Annotated in this window: 18 protein-coding genes and 2 pseudogenes; 12 read left to right on the forward strand and 8 right to left on the reverse strand. The window is 69.8% G+C overall.

Annotation, left to right across the window (positions count from 1 at the left end):
* Positions 1-26: 26 nt before the first annotated feature.
* Positions 27-1202 (forward strand): thiolase family protein, encoded by a 1176-nt coding sequence (locus ABT004_RS00645; RefSeq protein ID WP_351330405.1) that lies wholly within the window; start codon positions 27-29, stop codon positions 1200-1202.
* A 181-nt stretch (positions 1203-1383) separates the two neighbouring features.
* On the opposite strand, the gene ABT004_RS00650 is transcribed toward ABT004_RS00645, so the two are convergent.
* The 3 genes from ABT004_RS00650 to ABT004_RS00660 all read right to left on the reverse strand — a co-directional run bounded on the left by ABT004_RS00650 (position 1384) and on the right by ABT004_RS00660 (position 5254).
* Positions 1384-2532: a CaiB/BaiF CoA transferase family protein gene (locus tag ABT004_RS00650; RefSeq protein ID WP_351330407.1), complete on the reverse strand. Its 1149-nt coding sequence runs from the start codon at positions 2530-2532 to the stop codon at positions 1384-1386.
* A gap of 128 nt (positions 2533-2660) precedes the next feature.
* The gene (locus ABT004_RS00655) at positions 2661-3818 is read right to left on the reverse strand and encodes an acyl-CoA dehydrogenase family protein (RefSeq protein ID WP_351330409.1); all 1158 of its coding nucleotides are present in this window, start codon (positions 3816-3818) and stop codon (positions 2661-2663) included.
* Positions 3819-3889: 71 nt separating this feature from the next.
* Positions 3890-5254, reverse strand: coding sequence for an MFS transporter (locus tag ABT004_RS00660; protein ID WP_351330411.1), 1365 nt, complete (start codon positions 5252-5254; stop codon positions 3890-3892).
* 243 nt (positions 5255-5497) lie between these two features.
* On the opposite strand from ABT004_RS00660, the gene ABT004_RS00665 reads away from it, so the two are divergent.
* A complete protein-coding gene (locus ABT004_RS00665) occupies positions 5498-6694 on the forward strand; it encodes a TetR/AcrR family transcriptional regulator (protein WP_351330413.1) in 1197 nt (398 codons plus the stop codon).
* Here ABT004_RS00665 and ABT004_RS00670 read toward each other — a convergent pair.
* The 3 genes and pseudogenes from ABT004_RS00670 to ABT004_RS00675 all read right to left on the reverse strand — a co-directional run.
* Positions 6639-7371, reverse strand: a pseudogene (locus ABT004_RS00670) (IS5 family transposase); the annotation flags it as partial. The gene ABT004_RS00665 and the pseudogene ABT004_RS00670 overlap by 56 nt on opposite strands.
* A gap of 68 nt (positions 7372-7439) precedes the next feature.
* Positions 7440-7589: pseudogene (locus tag ABT004_RS36345) on the reverse strand (IS982 family transposase); the annotation flags it as partial.
* Positions 7590-7637: 48 nt separating this feature from the next.
* Entirely contained in the window at positions 7638-8585 is a 948-nt protein-coding gene (locus ABT004_RS00675) for an AraC family transcriptional regulator (RefSeq protein ID WP_351330415.1), read from the reverse strand.
* 110 nt (positions 8586-8695) lie between these two features.
* On the opposite strand from ABT004_RS00675, the gene ABT004_RS00680 reads away from it, so the two are divergent.
* The 3 genes from ABT004_RS00680 to ABT004_RS00690 all read left to right on the forward strand — a co-directional run bounded on the left by ABT004_RS00680 (position 8696) and on the right by ABT004_RS00690 (position 11845).
* On the forward strand, positions 8696-9493 hold the full coding sequence (locus tag ABT004_RS00680; protein ID WP_351330417.1) for an SDR family NAD(P)-dependent oxidoreductase: 798 nt from the start codon (positions 8696-8698) through the stop codon (positions 9491-9493).
* A gap of 58 nt (positions 9494-9551) precedes the next feature.
* On the forward strand, positions 9552-10589 hold the full coding sequence (locus tag ABT004_RS00685; protein ID WP_351330418.1) for an NAD(P)-dependent alcohol dehydrogenase: 1038 nt from the start codon (positions 9552-9554) through the stop codon (positions 10587-10589).
* 272 nt (positions 10590-10861) lie between these two features.
* Positions 10862-11845: an IS481 family transposase gene (locus ABT004_RS00690; RefSeq protein WP_351330420.1), complete on the forward strand. Its 984-nt coding sequence runs from the start codon at positions 10862-10864 to the stop codon at positions 11843-11845.
* Here ABT004_RS00690 and ABT004_RS00695 read toward each other — a convergent pair.
* Positions 11842-12324 (reverse strand): Lrp/AsnC family transcriptional regulator, encoded by a 483-nt coding sequence (locus tag ABT004_RS00695; protein WP_351330422.1) that lies wholly within the window; start codon positions 12322-12324, stop codon positions 11842-11844. The genes ABT004_RS00690 and ABT004_RS00695 overlap by 4 nt on opposite strands.
* An 84-nt stretch (positions 12325-12408) precedes the next feature.
* Here ABT004_RS00695 and ABT004_RS00700 point away from each other — a divergent pair, with 84 nt between their 5' ends.
* The 7 genes from ABT004_RS00700 (at position 12409) to ABT004_RS00730 (ending at position 19128) form a co-directional block, all read left to right on the forward strand.
* Positions 12409-13410 carry an EamA family transporter gene (locus ABT004_RS00700; protein ID WP_351330424.1) on the forward strand — a complete coding sequence of 334 codons (1002 nt, stop codon included), beginning with the start codon at positions 12409-12411 and terminating at the stop codon, positions 13408-13410.
* A gap of 14 nt (positions 13411-13424) precedes the next feature.
* Positions 13425-14405, forward strand: coding sequence for an aldo/keto reductase (locus ABT004_RS00705; protein ID WP_351330426.1), 981 nt, complete (start codon positions 13425-13427; stop codon positions 14403-14405).
* 241 nt (positions 14406-14646) lie between these two features.
* Positions 14647-15114 (forward strand): transposase, encoded by a 468-nt coding sequence (locus ABT004_RS00710; RefSeq protein ID WP_351330427.1) that lies wholly within the window; start codon positions 14647-14649, stop codon positions 15112-15114.
* Positions 15115-15895: 781 nt separating this feature from the next.
* Complete coding sequence (gene dhaK / locus ABT004_RS00715; protein ID WP_351330429.1) at positions 15896-16888, forward strand: dihydroxyacetone kinase subunit DhaK; 993 nt, start codon at positions 15896-15898, stop codon at positions 16886-16888.
* 82 nt (positions 16889-16970) lie between these two features.
* Positions 16971-17579, forward strand: a complete 609-nt coding sequence (dhaL, locus tag ABT004_RS00720; protein WP_351330430.1) for a dihydroxyacetone kinase subunit DhaL — start codon at positions 16971-16973, stop codon at positions 17577-17579.
* A complete protein-coding gene (dhaM, locus tag ABT004_RS00725; protein ID WP_351330431.1) occupies positions 17576-17989 on the forward strand; it encodes a dihydroxyacetone kinase phosphoryl donor subunit DhaM in 414 nt (137 codons plus the stop codon). The genes dhaL and dhaM overlap by 4 nt, the downstream gene beginning before the upstream one ends.
* A gap of 140 nt (positions 17990-18129) precedes the next feature.
* Complete coding sequence (locus ABT004_RS00730; protein WP_351330433.1) at positions 18130-19128, forward strand: fibronectin type III domain-containing protein; 999 nt, start codon at positions 18130-18132, stop codon at positions 19126-19128.
* Between the two features lie 3 nt (positions 19129-19131).
* On the opposite strand, the gene ABT004_RS00735 is transcribed toward ABT004_RS00730, so the two are convergent.
* On the reverse strand, positions 19132-19659 hold the full coding sequence (locus tag ABT004_RS00735) for a PadR family transcriptional regulator (protein WP_351330434.1): 528 nt from the start codon (positions 19657-19659) through the stop codon (positions 19132-19134).
* Positions 19660-19674 lie beyond the last annotated feature (15 nt).

The following is a 19674-nucleotide window of genomic DNA, read 5'->3' on the forward strand; positions in this document are numbered from 1 at the left end:
CTTCAGCCCTCCCCCAGGAGCAGCCCATGCGTGACGCAGTGATCGTCGACGCCGTGCGCACCCCCGTCGGCAAGCGCGGCGGTTCCCTCTCCGGCATCCACGCGGTGGATCTGTCGGCCCACGTCCTGACCGCCCTCGCCGAGCGCACCGGGCTCGACCCCGCCTTGGTCGACGACGTCGTGTGGGGCACCGTCTCCCAGGTCGGCGAGCAGGCCGGCGTCGTGGGCCGGTTCGCGGCGCTCGCGGCCGGCTGGCCCGAGTCAGTGCCCGGCGTCTCCGTCTCGCGCGCCTGCGGCTCGTCCCAGCAGTCGGTCCACTTCGCCGCGGGCCTGGTAATCGCCGGGCAGTACGACATCGCCGTCGCGGGCGGTGTCGAGTCGATGAGCCGCGTTCCGATGGGCGCGGCGCGCAGCGCCCCGGGGGCGGGTACGCCGTACGGCCCCTCCGTGATGAACCGCTACTTCCCCGACGGCCAGGGCCAGTTCGACCAGGGCGTGGGCGCCGAGCTGATCGCCGAGCGGTACGGGTTCACCCGCCCCCAACTCGACCAGCACGCCCTGGACTCGCACGAGCGCGCCGCCCGCGCCGTCGACGAGGGCTGCTTCACCGCGCAGATCGCCCCCGTCACCGTCACCGGTGAGGACGGCGCCGAGCGGGTCTTCGACACCGACGAGGGCGTACGGCGCGGCTCGACACTGGAGAAGCTCGCGACGCTGAAGACACCGTTCAAGGCGGACGGCGTGGTGAGCGCGGCCAACTCCTCGCAGATCTCCGACGGCGCCGCCGCGCTGCTCATCACCACCCCGGAGATCGCGAAGGCGCAGGGCTGGACACCGATGGCGCGCGTGCACACGGCAGTCCTTGCGGGCTGCGACCCGGTCACGATGGCCCTGGGCCCGGCCCCCGCGACCGCCAAGGCACTCAAGCGCTCGGGCCTGTCCATCGGCGACATCGGCGCGTTCGAGATCAACGAGGCGTTCGCCCCGGTCACCCTGGCCTGGCTGAGGGAGACCGGCGCCGACTACGCGCTCATGAACCCCAACGGCGGCGCGATGGCGATCGGACACCCCCTCGGCGGCTCGGGCGCACGCCTGATGACGACGCTGGTCCACCACATGCGCGACAACGGCATCCGCTACGGCCTGCAGGCGATGTGCGAGGCGGGCGGCATGGCCAACGCGACGATTCTCGAACTCCTCTGAGCCGACAGAACCGCCGCACGACGGCGTGAGTCCGGGCCACGCCCGGACTCACACGCGTCCCGAGCGCTTTACGGCGTGCCCGACGCCACCGCGCGTTCAGGGGCGACCACCGCCGCGCGACACGAACAGCAGGCCCGGGTCACCGCCGCGACCTGGGCCTGCCCGCTTGCGGGGGCCACTCTCAGACCCGCGCCCCCAACGCCTCCACCACGTCCTCGGCCAGGCCGATCTCGGTGAGCACCTCGCGGGTGTGGGTACCGACGACCGGCGCACGCCTCGGCGTCGTGGCCGGAGTCCCGAGGAACCGGGGCGCAGGCGCGGGCTGGAGTACGCCGCCGTCGGTGTAGTAGGTACCGCGCGCGACGTTGTGAGGGTGGCGCGCCGCCTCGGTCAGGCCGTACACGGGCGTGACGCACGACTGCGTCCCGTCGAAGAGCTCCGCCCACTCCTCGCGCGTACGACCGCCGAAGATCTCGGCGAGCCGGTCTCCCATCGCGGGCCAGGCGTCGCGGTCCAGTTGCTTGGCGAAGAGCGGGTCGCCGCTCAGGCCGAGGAGGTCGAGAAGGGTGGCGTAGAACTGCGGCTCCACGCTGCCCACCGCCAGGTGTCCGCCGTCGGCGGTCCGGTACGTACGGTAGAACGGCGCGGCGCCGTCGAAGAGATTCGAGGCCCGCTCGTCGACCCACCGGCCGGTCGCCAACAGACCGTGGATCAGTGCGAGTTGCACGGCGGTGCCGTCCGTCATGGCGGCGTCGACGACCTGCCCCTTGCCGGTCGTCCGCGAGTTCACCAGCGCGGTGGTGATCCCGAGGGCCAGCAGCATGCCGCCGCCACCCATGTCACCGAAGAGGTTCAGCGGAACCGGCGGGTTCTCCTCGGCGCCGCCGAGCGCGCCCAACGCCCCTGCGACAGCTATGTAGTTGATGTCGTGACCCGGCACCTGCGCCAGCGGCCCGTCCTGACCCCAGCCGGTCATCCGGCCGTAGACGAGCCGGGGGTTGCGGGCCAGACAGGCATCGGGGCCGACCCCCAACCGCTCCGCGACACCGGGGCGGAAGCCCTCGATCACCGCGTCGGCGGTGTCAACGACAGCGAGCACGGCCTCGACGCCCGCCGGGTCCTTGAGGTCGAGGGCGACCGAGCGGCGACCCCGGTGCAGGATCGGATGCTTGGACGCGGCACCGGCCTCGGCGGGCCGGTCGACGCGAATGACGTCGGCGCCCTGGTCGGCGAGGAGCATGCCGGCAAAGGGACCGGGGCCGATGCCGCCGAGTTCGACGACGCGGATTCCGGACAGCGGTCCGGCCGGGGCGGAGGGTGCGGTGGTCACGAGGCGCTCGACTTTCCGTACGGCCCGAGGGCGAAGACGACGAAGACAGGGAGGGCCTCGGCCGCCCCGCCGGGGGCGAGCGGGGCGGCCGAGGCGCGGGGCGGAGCCGGGAGCCTGAGGTCAGGCTCTTACAGCCCGAGGTCCTTGGCGATGATGGTCTTCATGACCTCGCTGGTACCGCCGTAGATGCGGGAGACGCGGGTGTCCGCGTACAGGCGGGCAATCGGGTACTCCAGCATGTAGCCGTAACCCCCGTGCAACTGAAGGCACTTGTCGATCACGCGCCCCGCGACCTCGGTGCCGAACAGCTTGATCTTCGCGGCGTCGGCACCGGTCAGCTCACCCAGGTCGTCGAGCTCGATGCCCCGGTCGACCATGGCCTGCAGCGCCTCGACCTCGGTGGAGCACTCGGCGAGCACGAACTTGGTGTTCTGGAAGGCAGCCACCGGCTTGCCGAACACCTGCCGCTCCCGTACGTACGCGCGGGCGAACTCGACGGCGGCGGTGGCGGTGGCCGCGGCGCCGACCCCGATCGAGAGCCGCTCGCGGGGCAGGTTCCGGCCGAGATAGGAGAAGCCCTTGTCCTGCTCGCCGAGCAGGTTCTCGGCCGGAACGCACACATCGGTGAACGACAGCTCCGAGGTGTCGGAGGAGCGCAGGCCGATCTTGTCCAGCTTGCGGCCGTAGGCGAAGCCCTCGCTGTCGGTCGGGACGACGAACAAGCTGAGGCCGTGCCTGCGGTTCTCGGCAGTGGCGGGCGCGGTGCGGGCCGCGACGACGCACAGCTCGGAGTTGCGGGCGCCGGTGATGAAGGTCTTGGCGCCGTTGAGGACGTAGTGCGTGCCGTCCTCGGAGAGCCTGGCAGTGGTGCGGATGCCCGCCAGGTCCGAGCCTGTGCCGGGCTCGGTCATGGCGATGCAGAGCATGATGTCGCCCGCGGCGATGCCTGGCAGCCAGCGCTTCTTCTGCTCCTCGCCCGCGAGGTCCAGCAGGTAGGGCAGGACGATGCCGGTGGAGACGCCGTAGTGGCCGAAGGAGACGGCGGCGCGGGCACACTCCTCGTTGATGACGCCCTGGTACTTGTAGCTGGTCTCGCCGGCACCGCCGAGCTCCTCGGGGATGTCGAAGCCCATGACCCCGAGCGCGCCGAGCTTGCGGAAGAGGTCACGGTCGACGAGGTTGTCCCGCTCCCACTGCTCGAAGTGCGGCGTCACTTCCCTGGCGATGAAGTCCCGGATCATCGCCCGGAAGTCCTCGTGTTCCTGGGTGTAGAGGGTGCGCTTCATGGGTGGGAGGCTCCTGAGGACGAACTTCTCTGGTTACTGTGGATTCACTTTCTTGCAGATAACCCCTGGCGTCAAGCCTTGCCTTCCAATGACTCACGGTTTTCAAGCGTTCCGATGTCGCGAGTCGCGGCCAGCCGTTCGGCATCCCGGTCGGGGTTCACGAGGAACAGTGCGGCACCGGCACCGGCGATCATGGTGACGCCGAGCACGAGGAACGCGTTCGCGTACCCCGCCGCATCGGAGGAGGCAGCGTCGATCAGCCTGCCGATCACGAGCGGGGCCACGACCGCACCGAGGCTGTAGATTCCGGTGACGATCCCGAAGACGGCCCCACGCTGCTTCACGGGGGCGACGTCCGAGAGGCCGGCGAAGGCGACGCCGTAGCCGGCGGAGTTCAGGCAGGCCCCGATCACGAGCAACGTCATCTGCGGCGCACCTCGATCGAGGGACGCGAAGGCGACCGTACAGATGCCCGAGACGACAACGAGGACGGCGGGCAGCACACCGCGGGTGATCCGGTTGCCGACCCCGCGCCTGGTCAGCACGCTGGAGATGACACCGACGAGGATCACCGCCGCCGCGGCTCCCAGATAGGGCAGGACGACCAGCTTGCCCGCGATGCCCGCGTCGTAGCCGAGCCCTTCGCGCAGATAGAGCGGAAGCCAGCTGACGGCGACCGACGTATTGGCGTACGCGACGAAGAACAGCAGCGACAGGCCGATGAGGGTGCCGGTGGAGAACAGCCGCCGCAGCGGCACCCGTTCGGGCAGTACGGCCACCTTCGCACCCGCGACCGGGGATGCGGCCTCAGGACCGGAGTCGCCGCCGAACAGCCACAACACGACGAACACGGCCCCGAACGCCGCCAGGACGCCAAAGGCCGCGTGCCACGAGTACGTCTCGATGACCCAGGTGAGGCCGGGAGCCGCGACCAGTGGCCCGATCCCGGCCCCCGCGATGACGATCGAACTGGGCACACCCCTCTTGCGTGGGGGGAACCAGGAGTGCGCCACCTGCATGGCCAGGGCCACGGTCGGCCCCTCCGCGAAACCGAGCACGACGCGGCACACGACGATCGTGGCGAACCCGACCTGGGCGATCATCGGAGCGAGGCTCAGGACCCACACCGTCGCGATCCCGGCGAGCAACCAGCGCGCCCGCACCTTGCCACCCAGTCGGCCGCCGAGCACGGCACCGACGGCGAAGAGCCAAAAGAAGGCACTCTGAATGACGCCGAACTGCGCGGAGTCCAGGCCCAGCTCCTTCTTCATGCCCATTCCGGCCAGGCCCACGACCACCTTGTCGGCGAAGTTGACGAGCATCAGACAGACGAGCAGTCCCAGCACGATCCAAGGCCGGCGCCCCGATGCGGGCGCGGCAGCCCCGGACGTGCACGCCGATACGACTCCCGGCGCATCGTGGTCTTCGACAACCATGGGCGACCCTTCCTGGTCCAGCGGGCTGATGTGAGCCGGAAGTGAATCAGCCCTAACTCGACTGGGCAAGAGATTGAACAGAAGACACCTGCCTGTTGGCATCAAAGACGTTCAGAGTGACGTAGCCTTAACTGTCTTCTCTTTGACACGAAGGCAGCTACGACTGCACAGGATCATGATCGGGACCGTGACCGCATGTTGTACGTTGAGGCGACATGACTGACGGTGAAGAGCGAGGGTGGGATGCAGACGGAAGCATCACGGCGGACGACCGCGCGCAGACCCTCTGACCGCAGGGCCCGGATCATCGCCGCGGCCTCCGGCCTGTTCCGGGAGCGCGGTTACCACAATGTCTCAGTCGCTGATGTGGCAGCCGATGTCGGCATCACGGCCCCCGCCCTCTACCGCCACTTCAAGGGCAAGCCCGATCTGCTGGTGCACGTCGTCGACGCCACCATGACCACCATCACGGACTCCGCGGCAGCCGCCCCCGACCTCGACACCTACCTGCGCACCTCGGCCACGCAGACCCTGGATCGGCGCGGCTCGGCCGTCCTGTGGCAGCGCGAAGCACGCCACCTGCCGGAGGACCGGCGCCGGGAGCAGGCTCGCGCCCTGATCGGCATCGCCGAGCGGATCGGCGACCTCCTCCACGTCGAGCGCCCCGAACTCGACCAGGCCGACCGACAGTTGTTGGCCTGGTCGGTCCTGTCCGTATACGGGTCCACGTCGTGGCATCGCGCGTCGCTGCCCCGCCGCCGCTTCGAGCAACTCCTGTACCGCCTTGGGTACGCGGCGGCACACTGCCCGCTCGGCACCCGAAGCGCGTCCGGCGAGGCGCCCCTGCTGGGTGACTACGCCGGGCTCGCCGTGTCCCGCCGGGAGGAGATCCTCATCGAGGCGATCCGGCTCTTCGACGAGCGGGGTTTCCAGTCGGTGAGCACCGACGACATCGGCGAGGCCGCAGGAGCCACAGGCCCCAGCATCTACAAGCACTTCCCCACCAAGACCGACCTGCTCGTGGCCGCGGTACTGCGCGGCGGCGAGCAGCGCAGGGCCGGGACGGCGCAAGCCCTGGCGAGGCCCGGCACGCCGCGGGAAACTCTGGACCGGCTGCTGCGTTCGTACATCGATTTCGCCCTGAGCCAGAGCCACTTGATCGGCCTGTTGATCGGCGAGCTGGACCAACTCCCCGAGAAGGAACGCAAGGCAGCACGACAGACGCAGCGGGAGTACCTCGCGCTGTGGGCGCGCCTGCTCGACGAGGTCCGACCCGGGCTCGACGCGACCGAGGCCAGGATCATCGTCATGGCGGTCCTCACGGTCGTCGACAACGCGGCCCGCACGAGGGCCACGGGAGAGCGCCCCGACCTTGCCGACCGCCTCATCGAGATCGGCACGGCGCTGCTGTTGGCGGAGGGCCAGGGCGGCGCCGCCTAGGAGTTGTCTTCAAATGTCGCGCCCACATCAGGAGCGAGGCGAGGGTGACGGCTGCTTGGTAGGACTCGGCGGTCTTGTCGTAGCGGGTGGCGATGCCGCGCCATTGCTCGAGACGGTTGATGTTCCACCCGACGGTGTTGCGCTGCTTGTACGCCTCGCGGTCGAAGGCGGGTCGCCTGTCACCGTCGCTGCCGCGCCGCATGCGATGACGGAGCTGGTAGGGTCCGCCGGACTCGGAATGATCGTCTGGATGCCCCGCTGACGCAGGTGGTCACGGATCGCGCGGGAGGAATAGGCCTTGTCGGCCAAGACCATGTCCGGCCTGGTGCGGGGCCGTCCACGTCGTCGGGGAACCCGGAGCCGAGCCATGACGTCGGTGAACACGGGTGCGTCCCCGGCCTGTCCGGCCGTCAGCTGGAAGGCCAGCAGCGGCCGTCGGAGGCCAGCCAGGTGGATCTTTGTGGTCAGTCCGCCGCGGGAGCGGCCGACGGTGTGGTCGGCCGGTTCGCCGGGCGGGCCCCCTTTTGCGCTCCGGCGGCGTGCTGGTGGGCGCGCACGATCGTGGAGTCCACCGGGACCACCCAGTTGAGGTCCTCGTCGGCATCGGCCTGGGCCATCAGCGCGGTGAAGACGCGTTCCCATATGCCGTCGACGGCCCATATCCGCAGCCGGTTGTAGACGCCGCGCCAGTTGCGTACCGCTCCGGCGGGCACCGTGAACCGAGTGAAATCAAGAATCCTCATCACTGCTGGGGAAGGCAGCGGAACAGGTGAGGCAGCCGTGCGTGCGCGAAGCGGATCCAGTGCCGGGCCGAGGGAAAACCCAGCAACACCTGTGCCACGGTCAGACATACCAACTCGGCGTCGGACAGTTTCGGGGGTCGCCCGATCCGGCGGGCACCCTTCTCCGTGGTCGCGGCCAGCCAGACACCGGACTCATTCGTCTAGGTGTATTGACCACGAGCGACAGTGGAGGCGTCGCTGCGACCGGGCAAACCATCGATCCCTCCTTGACGCAGCTGTTCGCGCAGGCGGGTACCGTCCGCTGCAGGCGAGGCTCCGTAGAGATGACGGTAGTCGCGGGTGAAGTGGGGGACGCTTCGGTAGCCGACGGCGAGGGCCACTTGTGCTGCGGATTCTCCAAGGACGACCATGCGGTGGCGGGCCTCGCCTAGGCGCAGGCGCTTGAGGTATTGCATGGGTGTCATGGAGGTCGCTTCCTTGAAGCGTCGGTGCAGGGTCGGCTGGCTGGTGCGGGTCTCGGTGGCGAGTGTCTTCATGGACCACGGCTCGGCCATGCGGTCGGTCAGCAGGCTCACGGCACGGGGCACGATGGGGTCACTGTCGTCGAGGGCGGCCAGGACACGGGGTGCTTGGTCGGTTTGCAGCAGGCGCAGCACGAGTTCCCGGGAGATCAGCGGGCCGAGGATGGGGATGTGTTCGGGCTCGTCAAGCAAGGCGAGCAGTCGTGAGAAGGCGTCGGTCAGGGCAGGTGACCACACGCCGAGCCGGTCCATCCGTACCGCACGGTGGGCCTTGTGGGGCATCACGGCGGCGACTTCTGCCAGGAGTGTCGGGTCGAGCTGCCATCGGGCTGCCAGGAAGCCTCGTTGTGGGTCGGTCTCGACGACGCTGGACACGAGCGGGAGGCCGACCGGGGTGATGATGAACCTCTCCCGGCCCCAGACCTGGTCGTCATCGCCGATGAGTGTGCGTTTTTGTCCCGCGAGAACAGTGGACAGGGACGGGGTGTAGTGCTGGTATCCGGGCTCGGTCGCAGCGGTGACGTGGCTGAGCCGGAGACCGAGCGTCTGCGCCCGTGCCCGGTCCGGGGCGTGGCGCATCACGATCTCGGCGGCTCGTTCGAGGCTCTGGGTAGTCGCGGCGTCCATCCCCCTATCCAAAACCCCGTCCCGGCCGGTCGCCGTGCGGGACACGATCTGGCAAGGGGCTGATCGTGTCAGGCAAGGCGCAAGGCGGCACGAAGGCAGACGATTGAGGCATGGAAACGAATGAGCAGCTTCTGGCCTCCCTCACCTCCGACACTGCACTTGCCGGGCGTACCGCGCTGGTCACCGGGTCGTCGAGCGGGATCGGCGAGGCCATCGCCCGGGTTCTCGCTGCCTCGGGTGTCGAGGTCGTCGTCAGTGGCCGGGATGCCGGACGGGCACAGCGCGTCGTGGAGCGGATCGTCAAGAGCGGTGGGCGGGCCCACGCCATCACTGCGGAGCTCGGCGCCGAGCCAGCCGACATCCGTGCTTTCGCCCTGCGGGCGCAGGACGCCCTTGGCGGCGCCGTCGACATCCTCGTCAACAACGCGGGTGTGTACCCGGGCCTACTTACCGAGATGGTGACTGACGAGGAGATGCAGGCGCTGTGGGCGACCAACATCCGCGCCCCGCATGTGCTGGTCGCCGAGCTGGCGCCACGCATGGCCGAGCGGGGAGCCGGCGTCATCGTGAACATCGGCTCGTGGATGGCCCGAGTGGGCGTCCCCTTCAAGGCCCTGTATCCGGCGACCAAGGCGGCCGTCGAACAGCTGACCCGGGCCTGGGCGGCGGAGTACGGCCCTCGTGGGGTCCGTGTGAACACCGTCGCGCCGGGAGCAACGGCCACCCCGGGCACGTCGGGCGGCGCGGACCAACTGGCTGAAATGACCAAGGGAACCCCTGCTGGGGCCCCTGTACGGCCGGTCGACATCGCCTACGCGGTCCGCTTCCTCGTCTCCGACCAGGCGGCGTTCGTGCACGGCGCCACGCTCGACGTCGACGGCGGGATCGCAGCCACCCGCCTGCGCTGACCGGAACCGAACCCGGTCACAGATCTCCGGCATTTCTCTGCGAAGGATGCACTCACTCATGCGTTCCACCGTCGGCTGGGCCGTCCACGAGCCCGGCAGCCCCCTCACCCCGTGGCCCTTCACGCGCCGTGACCTGCGCGACGACGACATCGCTGTGCAGATCCACTACTGCGGTGTGTGCGGCTCGGATCTGCACGCCGTGCGCCATACCGGTCCACAGGACACCCCGCTGGTCGCCGGACACGAGATGACCGGCACCGTCACCGCGATCGGGCCCGCCGTCACAGCCCTGAAGCCCGGTGACCCGGTCGCCATCGGCAACGTGGTCGACTCCTGCGGAACCTGCCCCGCCTGCACCCAAGGCCGGGAGAACTGGTGCTTCGACTACCCGACCGTCACCTACGGCGGCCGGGACCGCGTCGACCACACCCTCACCCAAGGCGGCTTCTCCGGCGAGTACGTCGCCCGTGAAAGGTTCGTCCACGCCCTGCCCGCCGGCCTGGACCCCGCGGCGGCAGCACCCCTGCTGTGTGCCGGCGTCACCGTCTACGCACCGCTGCGCCGCTGGGCAGCAGGTCCCGGCAAAACGGTTGGCGTCGTCGGCATCGGCGGCCTCGGCCACCTGGGCATCAAATACGCCCACGCCCTGGGTGCCCACGTGGTCGCCCTGACCACCTCACCGGGCAAAGCCGACCAGGCACGCAAACTCGGTGCGGCCGAGGCCATCGTGACCACCGACCCCGCGGCCATGGCCGCAACGAAATGGCGCTTCGACCTGATCCTGGACACCGTCGGCGCCCCCCATCGCCTGGACCCCTACCTGCAAGCACTCAAACTCGACGGCACCCTGGTCACGGTCGGCGCCCCGCCACAGGACTGGCAGATCAATCCCTCCAGCCTCCGCTACGGCGAAAAGCGCCTGACCGGCAGCGGCGGAGACGGCACCCGCATGGTCCGGGACATGCTCGCCTTCAGCGCCTCACACAACATCACCGCCGACATCGAACTGCTCCCCGCCACCGAGATCAACACAGCACTCGACCGCCTGGAACGCAACGACGTGCGCTACCGCTTCGTCCTCGACATGGCCCGGTAGCAGTAGCCCGAGACCGGCCATACTCAGCCGTCGCGCGGTCGATGGAACATGGCGGCGCCCTGGACCGACATGGGTTTGCCCCAAGACCACCGACTGCGCTCCGCGCGATCAGCGCACTCCCGCCCGGTCTTACGCAAGACCAGCCACGCACGACCGCAGACCTACGGCCGTACCCCTTTGACCTGCGCTCCCACCGCTGCGCCACCAGCCCGCCAGTCCATGCGCACCGCTCCCCTCGCGCGCGGAGGCTGTCCCGACCAAAGAGGTCCTCCGTGTCCCACCCCAATGCCCGACTCACCGTCCACGGCAGACGTCTCCTTGTCGCCCGGGTACGCTCCGGCCGCCCCGTCGCACACGTAAGCGACGAAATGGGTATCTCCCGCACCACCGCCTACAAGTGGGTTCGACGCTGGCGCGCCGAAGGCGACGACGGACTGTATGACCGCTCCAGTCACCCCCTGTCGACCCCGCACCGCACCCCCACCGCAATAGAGGAACGCATCTGCGAGCTCCGGCGCGAGCGCAAACTCGGCCCCGCACGCATCGGTCCGATCCTGGCTATACCCGCCTCTACCGTCCATCGCGTCCTGACCCGCCACCAGATGAACCGGCTGCGCTGGATGGACCGGCCCACCGGCCAGGTCATTCGCCGCTACGAACGTGAACGCCCCGGCGAACTGATCCACGTCGACATCAAGAAGCTCGGCAACATTCCCGACGGCGGCGGCCACCGGATCATGCCCCGCCAGCAAGCCCTCGCGAACCGTCAGGCCACGACCGGAGCACAAAAGGGCGGCAGCCCCGTCATCGGCTACAGCTTCATCCACACTGCCATCGACGATCACTCCCGGCTCGCCTACAGCGAGGTTCTGACCGACGAACGCAAAGAGACCGCAGCCTCCTTCTGGGAGCGCGCAAACGTCTTCTTCGCCGCCCACGGCATCACCGTGGAGCGCGTTCTCACAGACAACGGATCCTGCTACAGATCCCAGCTATTCGCCCAGACTCTCAACGCAGCCGGCATCGTCCACAAACGCACACGTCCCTATCGCCCTCAGACGAACGGCAAGGTCGAGCGTCTGAATCGCACCCTGCTCGACGAATGGGCATACGTGCGCCCGTACTCCAGCAACGCCGAACGAACCGAAGCCCTGGCAGACTTCCTGCACACCTATAACTACCACCGATGCCACACCGCTCTTGGCGGCCAGCCACCCATCAGCCGCGTAAACAACCCTGCGGGTCAATACATCTAGGACAGCAGCGGGCGCGGCGGCACCGGCGTGGAGACGACGAGCGAACTGGTCGTCTGCCCGTGCAACAGGAAGCGGTCCAGCACGACTTCGAGGTCTTCCAGCGCCGCCACATGCACCTTGAACAGGAAACAGTCCTCCCCCGAGATCCGGTGGCACTCGCTCACCTCCGGCGTCCGCTCGGCGAGTTCGGTGATACGGGACATCTGGCCTGGCCCGGGGCGCAACCGGATCCAGGCCGCGACCGGGCGACCCAGCGCCGCGGGGTCCACGTCGAGCCGGTAGCCGCGGATGACGCCCGCCTCCTCCAGCCGCCGCACGCGCTCCCGCACCGTGGGAGCCGAGACGCCCAGTTCGCGGGCGAGGTCCGAGGCGCCCCTGCGGGGGTCGGCGGCCAGCAGGCGCAGCAGGGCGCCGCTCAGCTCGTCGATCGCGGCCGCCGCGGAGGGCCGTTTTCCGTTCCGAAAGTGATCGCTGGTCATCGCTTTCCCGTCCGAAGACAACGAACCCGCCCCGCCTTCAATGATCGATAGCTCTGTGCGCTGCTGGTTTCTAGGTTAGATGGCATGCAGAACCCCGACACGGGAACCGCCCGCACGCACGGCGCCACCCGCGAAGGACCGGGCCCGCGCACCCCCGGTACTCCCCGCTTCCGGCGCGTGCCGCCGCACGCCTACTTCGTCGTCAGCGCCGTCTTCCACTACCTCGGCCCCGCCTTCGCCGTCCTGCTCTTCGCCCGCGTGGAGCCGCTGGGCGTCGCCTGGCTGCGGATCGTGACGGCCGCCGCCGTCTTCGCCGTGTGGCGGCGACCCTGGCGGCGGTGGCGTGCCGCCGACCGGGCGACGCGGTGGTCGCTGCTGGCCTGGGGCGTACTGCTCGCGGTCATGAACTCCAGCTTCTATCTCGCCCTCGACAGACTGCCGTTGGGCACCGTTGCGGCGATCGAATTCCTGCCCGTGATCGCCCTCGCGACCGTCGCCGTACGCAGCGGGCGCAACCTGCTCGCGCTGGTCACGGCGGTCGCCGGGGTGTCCCTGCTGACCGATGTGCACCTGGCCGTCGAACCGCTCGGGCTGTTCTACGCGGCCGTCAACGCCGCGCTCTTCACGCTCTACGTCGTCCTCGCCCACCGCGCCTCCCGCAACCCGGCCGTCAGCGGCATCGACGGACTCGCGCTGGCCATGCTCATCGCCTCGGCCGCCGCCCTGCCTTTCGGCGTCACCCAGGCCGTACCCGCGCTCAGCGACCCCGTTCTGCTGGCCGCCGGCGCCGGCGTGGGCATCTGCTCGTCGGTGATCCCCTACGTGTGCGACCAGCTGGCGATGGCCCGCCTGAGCCGGGGCACGTACGCGCTGCTCGTGTGCCTGATGCCCGCCACGGCGACCGTGATCGGGGTGGTGGTGCTGGCGCAGGTCCCGGTGGCGCTGGAGATCGCGGGGGTCGTGCTCGTGGTGCTGGGGGTCGCCGTACACCGAGAACGCGCGCCAAACGCGCCCGAACCCGGCGGCGCCGACAGGGCCGACGGGGCCGTCACCGAAGCCAACCCCCGAAACGACGAACACCCCTAGAACGAGGAACACCCATGGACTACACCCGGCTGGGCACCACCGGTCTGACCGTCTCCCGCATCTGCCTGGGCATGATGAGCTACGGCGACCGCTCCCGGCGCGCCTGGCACCTCGAGGAGACGGCGGCCGAACCCCTCGTACGACGCGCCGTCGAGGCCGGTGTCACCTTCTTCGACACCGCCGACGTGTACGACGGCGGCGCCAGCGAGGTCGTGACCGGCAACCTGCTGCGCAGGCTCTTCCCCGACCGGGAGGCGTACGTACTGGCGACGAAGGTCTACTTCCCCACCGGTCCCTCCCACAACGACCGCGGCCTGTCCCGCAAACACATCATGGCCGCCATCGACGCGTCCCTGCGCAGGCTGGGCACGGAGTACGTGGACCTGTACCAGATCCACCGCTGGGACCCCGAGACCCCCATCGAGGAGACGATGGAGGCCCTGCACGACGTCGTACGCGCCGGAAAGGCCCGCTACATCGGGGCTTCCGCCATGTACGCCTGGCAGTTCGCGAAGGCGCAGCAGACGGCGCGCGAGGCGGGTTGGACGCGGTTCGTCTCGATGCAGAACCACTACAACCTCGTCTACCGCGAGGAGGAGCGCGAGATGCTCCCGCTCTGCGCCGACCAGGGCGTCGGCGTGATCCCGCACAGCCCGCTCGCCCGCGGGCTGCTCGCGGGCGCACGCGAGCGGGGCGGCGTGCGCAGCACCGTACGGGCCGCCAACGATCCGCTGGCCGAGGAGATGTACGAGGACGCCGACTTCGACGTGGTCGACTCCGTCCGCGCCCTCGCCGCCGAACGAGGCGTCTCCGCCGCGCAGATCGCCCTCGCCTGGCTTCTGGACAACCCCGTCGTCGACGCCCCCGTCATCGGCGCCACGAAACCCGCCCACCTGGAAGAAGCCCTCGCCTCCGTCACTGTCACCCTCACCCCCGACGAACGCAAACGCCTGGAGGCCCCCTACCGCCCCCACCGCATCCTCGACCACACCTGACCAACCCCCGCAGGCCGACGATCAGCACCGAAGGGGCCCTGCGAGCTGGCTTGCCCCTGTCGGGGATCTTGGAGTTTCGCGGTGCGGCTGCATGGTCAAGGGGCATGCTCGGGCAGTTCCGATGACCGATGCAGCTGTCGAGGTGCCCGTTGTCCCTCCGCCCGCGTTCCGATGAACAAGTCCCGCCTCTGACTGCGCAGGTCGCGCGGGCGAGCAACCCGGCGGCACGACGGCGACATGGGTGCGCGACCGGCTGGATGGCCTGTGGCGTGACGAGGACTTCGTCGACTGGTACCCGCGTGACGGACGCCCGGTTCTCTCGCCTGCTCAACTGGCTACCGTCTGTGTGTTGCGGTTCCTGCTCGGCCTGTCGGACCGGCAGGCCGCCGAGGCGGTCCGCTACCGCATCGACTTCAAGCACGCCGTGGCCATGGAGCTGGATGACCCCGGCTTCCACCACAGCGTGCTGGCCGACTTCCGCGACCGTCTCGCCGACAGCGACCGTGCTGACCGCCTCCTCGACCTCGCGCCGGCCCGCCTCAAGGAGGCCGGCCTGGTGCGCGAGCGCACCACACAGCGCACCGACTCCACCCCTGTCCTGGCCGTGGTGCGTGACCTGACCCGCCTGGAGCTGATCACCGAGGCGGTCCTCGCCGCACTGGAAGAAATCGCCGACACCTCCCTCTCATCTGCTGGACGAGCTGGTTGATGAGGACTGGGGGCACCGCTACGGCCACCCGGTCCGCCTGAGCAAGAACCCCACCAAGCCCAAGACCAGGATCCTTGCCACCGGAAACGACGCTGTCCGGCTCCTGGACCACCTCTACGGGCACGGAGCAGACTGCACGTCCGGCCTCGTATCCAGGCTCTGCGCCAGATCATGGTGAGAACTACCACCGCGACGCCGCAGGACACCTGCGCCGGCACGCCGCCGAGACGGAATGCGGACCTGGGCTGCCGCCCCCCCCTGACGGCCATCGCCGTCAACATCGAGCGCCTCAGCGGACTGCCGCCGACCGAAGAAGCACCCACGCCCCGCCGGCCGACTGCCTCCCAGAACTACCTCGACCAGCGCGAGATACCCCGATTCACGGAATCGCGGCCAGAACCTCGGCGGGACCCTCCGACCGGCTGTGCTCCGCCGTAGGGCATGCCTGGGATTCGTGAACCAGCGGGACGCCTGACGCCTCGGCCCAATGAAGCTCCACCCACCGGCAGCTGCAGCTGCAGCTCAAACTGCACCGTCGAATGGTTCAGGTCTCAACAGGTGCCCAACACGGCTCCTCCATCGATACTGGCGACAGAGCCGCAGACACCGACAAACACCACATGACAACCCGTCAGTAAAGTCAGCATTGAGTCAGCAACAGCCCGGCCCGACCTCGCCACCGACCGACCCGGACCACCAAGATCGAGAACTACAAAATACCCACATGACCAGGCACGACGCAGGTCACGGCATTCCTTGCTCACGCCACCCGGAGGTACCAATGAAGATGCTGATCAACGTAGCCGAGACGGTCGTCGCCGACGCCTTGCGCGGGATGGCCGCCGCCCACCCCGAGCTGAACGTGGACGTCGAGAACCGGGTGATCGCTCGCCGGGACGCGCCGGTGGCCGGGAAGGTGGCGTTGGTGTCGGGGGGCGGGTCCGGGCACGAGCCTCTGCACGGTGGGTTCGTCGGTCCCGGGATGCTCGCCGCGGCCTGCCCCGGTGAGGTGTTCACCTCGCCCGTGCCGGATCAGATGGTGCGGGCCGCCGCCGCGGTGGACAGCGGCGCCGGCGTCTTGTTCATCGTGAAGAACTACACCGGTGACGTGCTGAACTTCGACATGGCCGCCGAGCTCGCCGAGGACGAGGGTGTGCAGGTCGCCAAGGTGCTCGTCAACGACGACGTCGCCGTCACCGACTCCCTCTACACCGCCGGGCGGCGCGGCACCGGGGCGACCCTTTTCGTGGAGAAGATCGCCGGTGCCGCCGCCGAGGAGGGTCAGCCGCTGGAGCGCGTCGAGGCGATCGCCCGGCAGGTCAATGAGAACGCGCGGAGCTTCGGCGTCGCGTTGAGCGCCTGCAGTACGCCGTCCAAGGGTGCGCCCACCTTCGACCTGCCGTCCGGCGAGCTGGAGTTGGGGATCGGCATCCACGGCGAGCCGGGCCGGGAGCGGCGCCCCATGATGACGTCCGGGGAGATCGCCGACTTCTCCGTGAACGCCGTCCTTGAGGACCTCAACCCCAGCAGTCCCGTGCTGGTTCTGGTCAACGGCATGGGTGCCACGCCGCTGCTGGAGCTGTACGGATTCAACGCCGAGGTGCAGCGGGCGCTCGAGGAGCGCGGCGTGCCGGTCGCCCGCACACTCGTCGGGAACTATGTCACCGCACTCGACATGGCCGGCGCCTCCGTCACGATCTGCCAGGCCGACGAGGAGTTGCTGCGCCTGTGGGACGCGCCCGTCAGCACGGCGGGCCTTCGCTGGGGCATGTGACGGTTCACGGAAATCCGACACACCACCACGCACACATCACGCACACCATCACGTCAACGAACCTGTAACGCAAGGAGATCACGTGCTCGACGCCGACTTCTTCCGGCGATGGCTGACGGTGGCCGCCGCGGCCGTGGACCGTGAGGCCGACCGGCTCACCGACCTCGACTCGCCGATCGGCGACGCGGACCACGGCAGCAATCTGCAGCGCGGTTTCAACGCCGTGCGCGCCACTCTCGACAAGGACGCCCCGGACACCCCGGGAGCCGTACTCACCACGGCGGGACGGCAGTTGATCTCGACGGTGGGCGGCGCTTCGGGGCCGCTGTACGGGACGCTGCTGCGCCGCACCGGCAAGGCACTGGGCGACGCGGCCGAGGTCGGCGAGGCGGACTTCGCGCAGGCGCTGAAGGCCGGCGTCGACGCCGTCGCCGCGCTCGGCGGGGCCGCTCCCGGCGACAAGACGATGCTCGATGCCCTCGTACCCGCGGTGGAGGCGCTCGCCGAGGGGGACTTCGCCGCGGCGCGGTCGGCGGCCGAGCACGGGGCCGAGGCCACCATTCCGCTCCAGGCTCGCAAGGGGCGGGCGAGTTACCTCGGCGAGCGCAGCATCGGGCACCAGGATCCGGGCGCCACGTCGTCGGCGCTGCTGATCGCCGCGCTGGCCGAGGCGGCGGGGGCCGAGTCGTGAGCGCCCCCGACAAGTCCGTCGGCATCGTGCTGGTCTCGCACAGCAAGGACGTCGCCGAGTCCGTGGCGCGGCTCGCGGCCGGGCTCTCCGGGGGCGGCGACACCGCGCCCGTCGCGGCGGCCGGCGGCACGGAGGACGGCGGCCTCGGCACCAGCTCGGAGCTGATCTCGGCGGCCGCCGCAGAGGTCGACCGGGGCGCGGGTGTCGCGGTCCTCGTCGACCTCGGCAGCGCCGTGCTGACCGTGAAGGCGCTGCTGGCCGAGGGCGACGAACTCCCGGACGGCACTCGCCTCGTGGACGCCCCCTTCGTGGAGGGCGCGATCGCCGCGGTCGTCACCGCTTCCACCGGGGCGGACCTGGACGCGGTCGCGGCGGCGGCCTCGGAGGCGTACACGTACCGGAAGGAATGAGGAGGTAGGGAGGCGACGAGTGACCTCCCCGCCCCCTCAACGGGCCTTTGGTACAGACCTGTTGGCGCGAACCCCTTGAGGAAATCCCTCCTCTCGTGCCATACAGGTCTGTACCAATCCGTTCGAACGGAAGGCCCTCCGTGCGACGCCTCCCCCCACGCGCCCCGCTCGCCCACGCGGCCTGCGCCGCCGCGCTCGTGCCCGTGCTCACCTCCTGCGGTCTCCTCTCCGACAGCGCGAAGGCCGAGGGGCCCGCCCTCTCCGCGCCGGCCGGGGTCACCGCGCAGGCCGGAAGCGCCACCTCCGTGCACGTCATGTGGAACCGGCCCGCGAGCACGGCCGAGGTCAAGGGGTACGAGGTGTACCGCGGCGCCAAGCGCGTGCAGCGGCTTTCCGCGCGGCAGCACATGGTCGACGTCACCGGGCTCGACCCCACGTCCCGCTACGTGTTCACGGTGCGCGCCCGCGGCACCGACGGCTCGCTGGGGCCCGCCAGCACCCGCGTCACCGTCACCACCCCGGCCGCCGTCAAGGAGGACCGCGCCGCGCCGAGCCGGCCGACCGGGCTGCGCGGGGAGGCGGACGGGGGCCGGGCCGTGTCGCTGACGTGGCGGAAGGCGACGGACGACCGGGGTATCGCCTCGTACGACATCTATCAGGGCGCCGCGAAGATCCACAGCGTGGGCGGCAAGGAGACGCGGGCGCTGGTCACCGGGTTGCGGCCGGGGACCGCGTACGCGTTCAGCGTGCGGGCCCGGGACGCCGCCGACAACACCTCGGCCGCGAGCGGGACGCTGCGCCTGACGACCGCGCGGGGCAAGGGCGAGGCGGGGCCGGGTACCGCCCCATCGGGGTTCGAGGCGTCGGCGCGCGGCTCGAAGGGCGCGTACTACATCGACCTGGCGTGGACGCCGCCTCGGACCGGCGGCGAGGTCCCGGCATACCAGGTGTTCCTGGACGGCCGGGAGGCGACGACGGTGATGTGGGGCGAGAGCGCGCCGGCCGACTCGTCGACGTACAGCTTCTACATCGGCAAGAAGCCGCACGTGCGGCACCGGGTGAAGCTGCGTGCGCAGTTGCCGGACGGGACGTGGGGCGCCTTCTCGGCGGAGCGGACCGTGACCACGGGGGGCCGCTGAGGATCAGTCCAACTCCGTCAGGGTGCGCTCCAGCCAGTCCACCCAGAACCGTTCGAGGTCGATGCCCGCGCGCAGCACCGCGTGCTGGAGACGGTCGGCCTCGCTGTTCTTGCCCGGCGGGAAGTCCCGCTTCTCGATGTCCTGGTACGTGGCCAACTGCTCGCGGTGCAGGGCGAGATGACGCGTCAGGTCCTCGGCGATGCCGTCCGTGCCGACGACCGCGGCCGAACGCAGGCGCAGCGGCAGTGGGTCGCGCAGGGGTCTCGGATCCTGCGGGGCGGCGGTCCAGCGGGCGAGTTCGGCGCGGCCTTGCGGCAGCACCTCGTACTCCTTCTTCTGGCCGCGCGCGGGTGTCTCGTTGGGCAGCGCGCGGATCAGACCCTCGCGTTCGAGTTTGCCGAGCTCCCGGTAGATCTGCTGGTGCGTGGCCGACCAGAAGTAGCCGATGGACTTGTCGAACCTGCGGGTCAGTTCGAGGCCCGACGACGGCTTCTCCAGGAGCGCCGTGAGGATCGCGTGCGGGAGTGACATGTCGCCCAGAGTACG

The organism is Streptomyces sp. NPDC002790 (genome assembly GCF_040295505.1).
Taxonomy (GTDB): domain Bacteria; phylum Actinomycetota; class Actinomycetes; order Streptomycetales; family Streptomycetaceae; genus Streptomyces.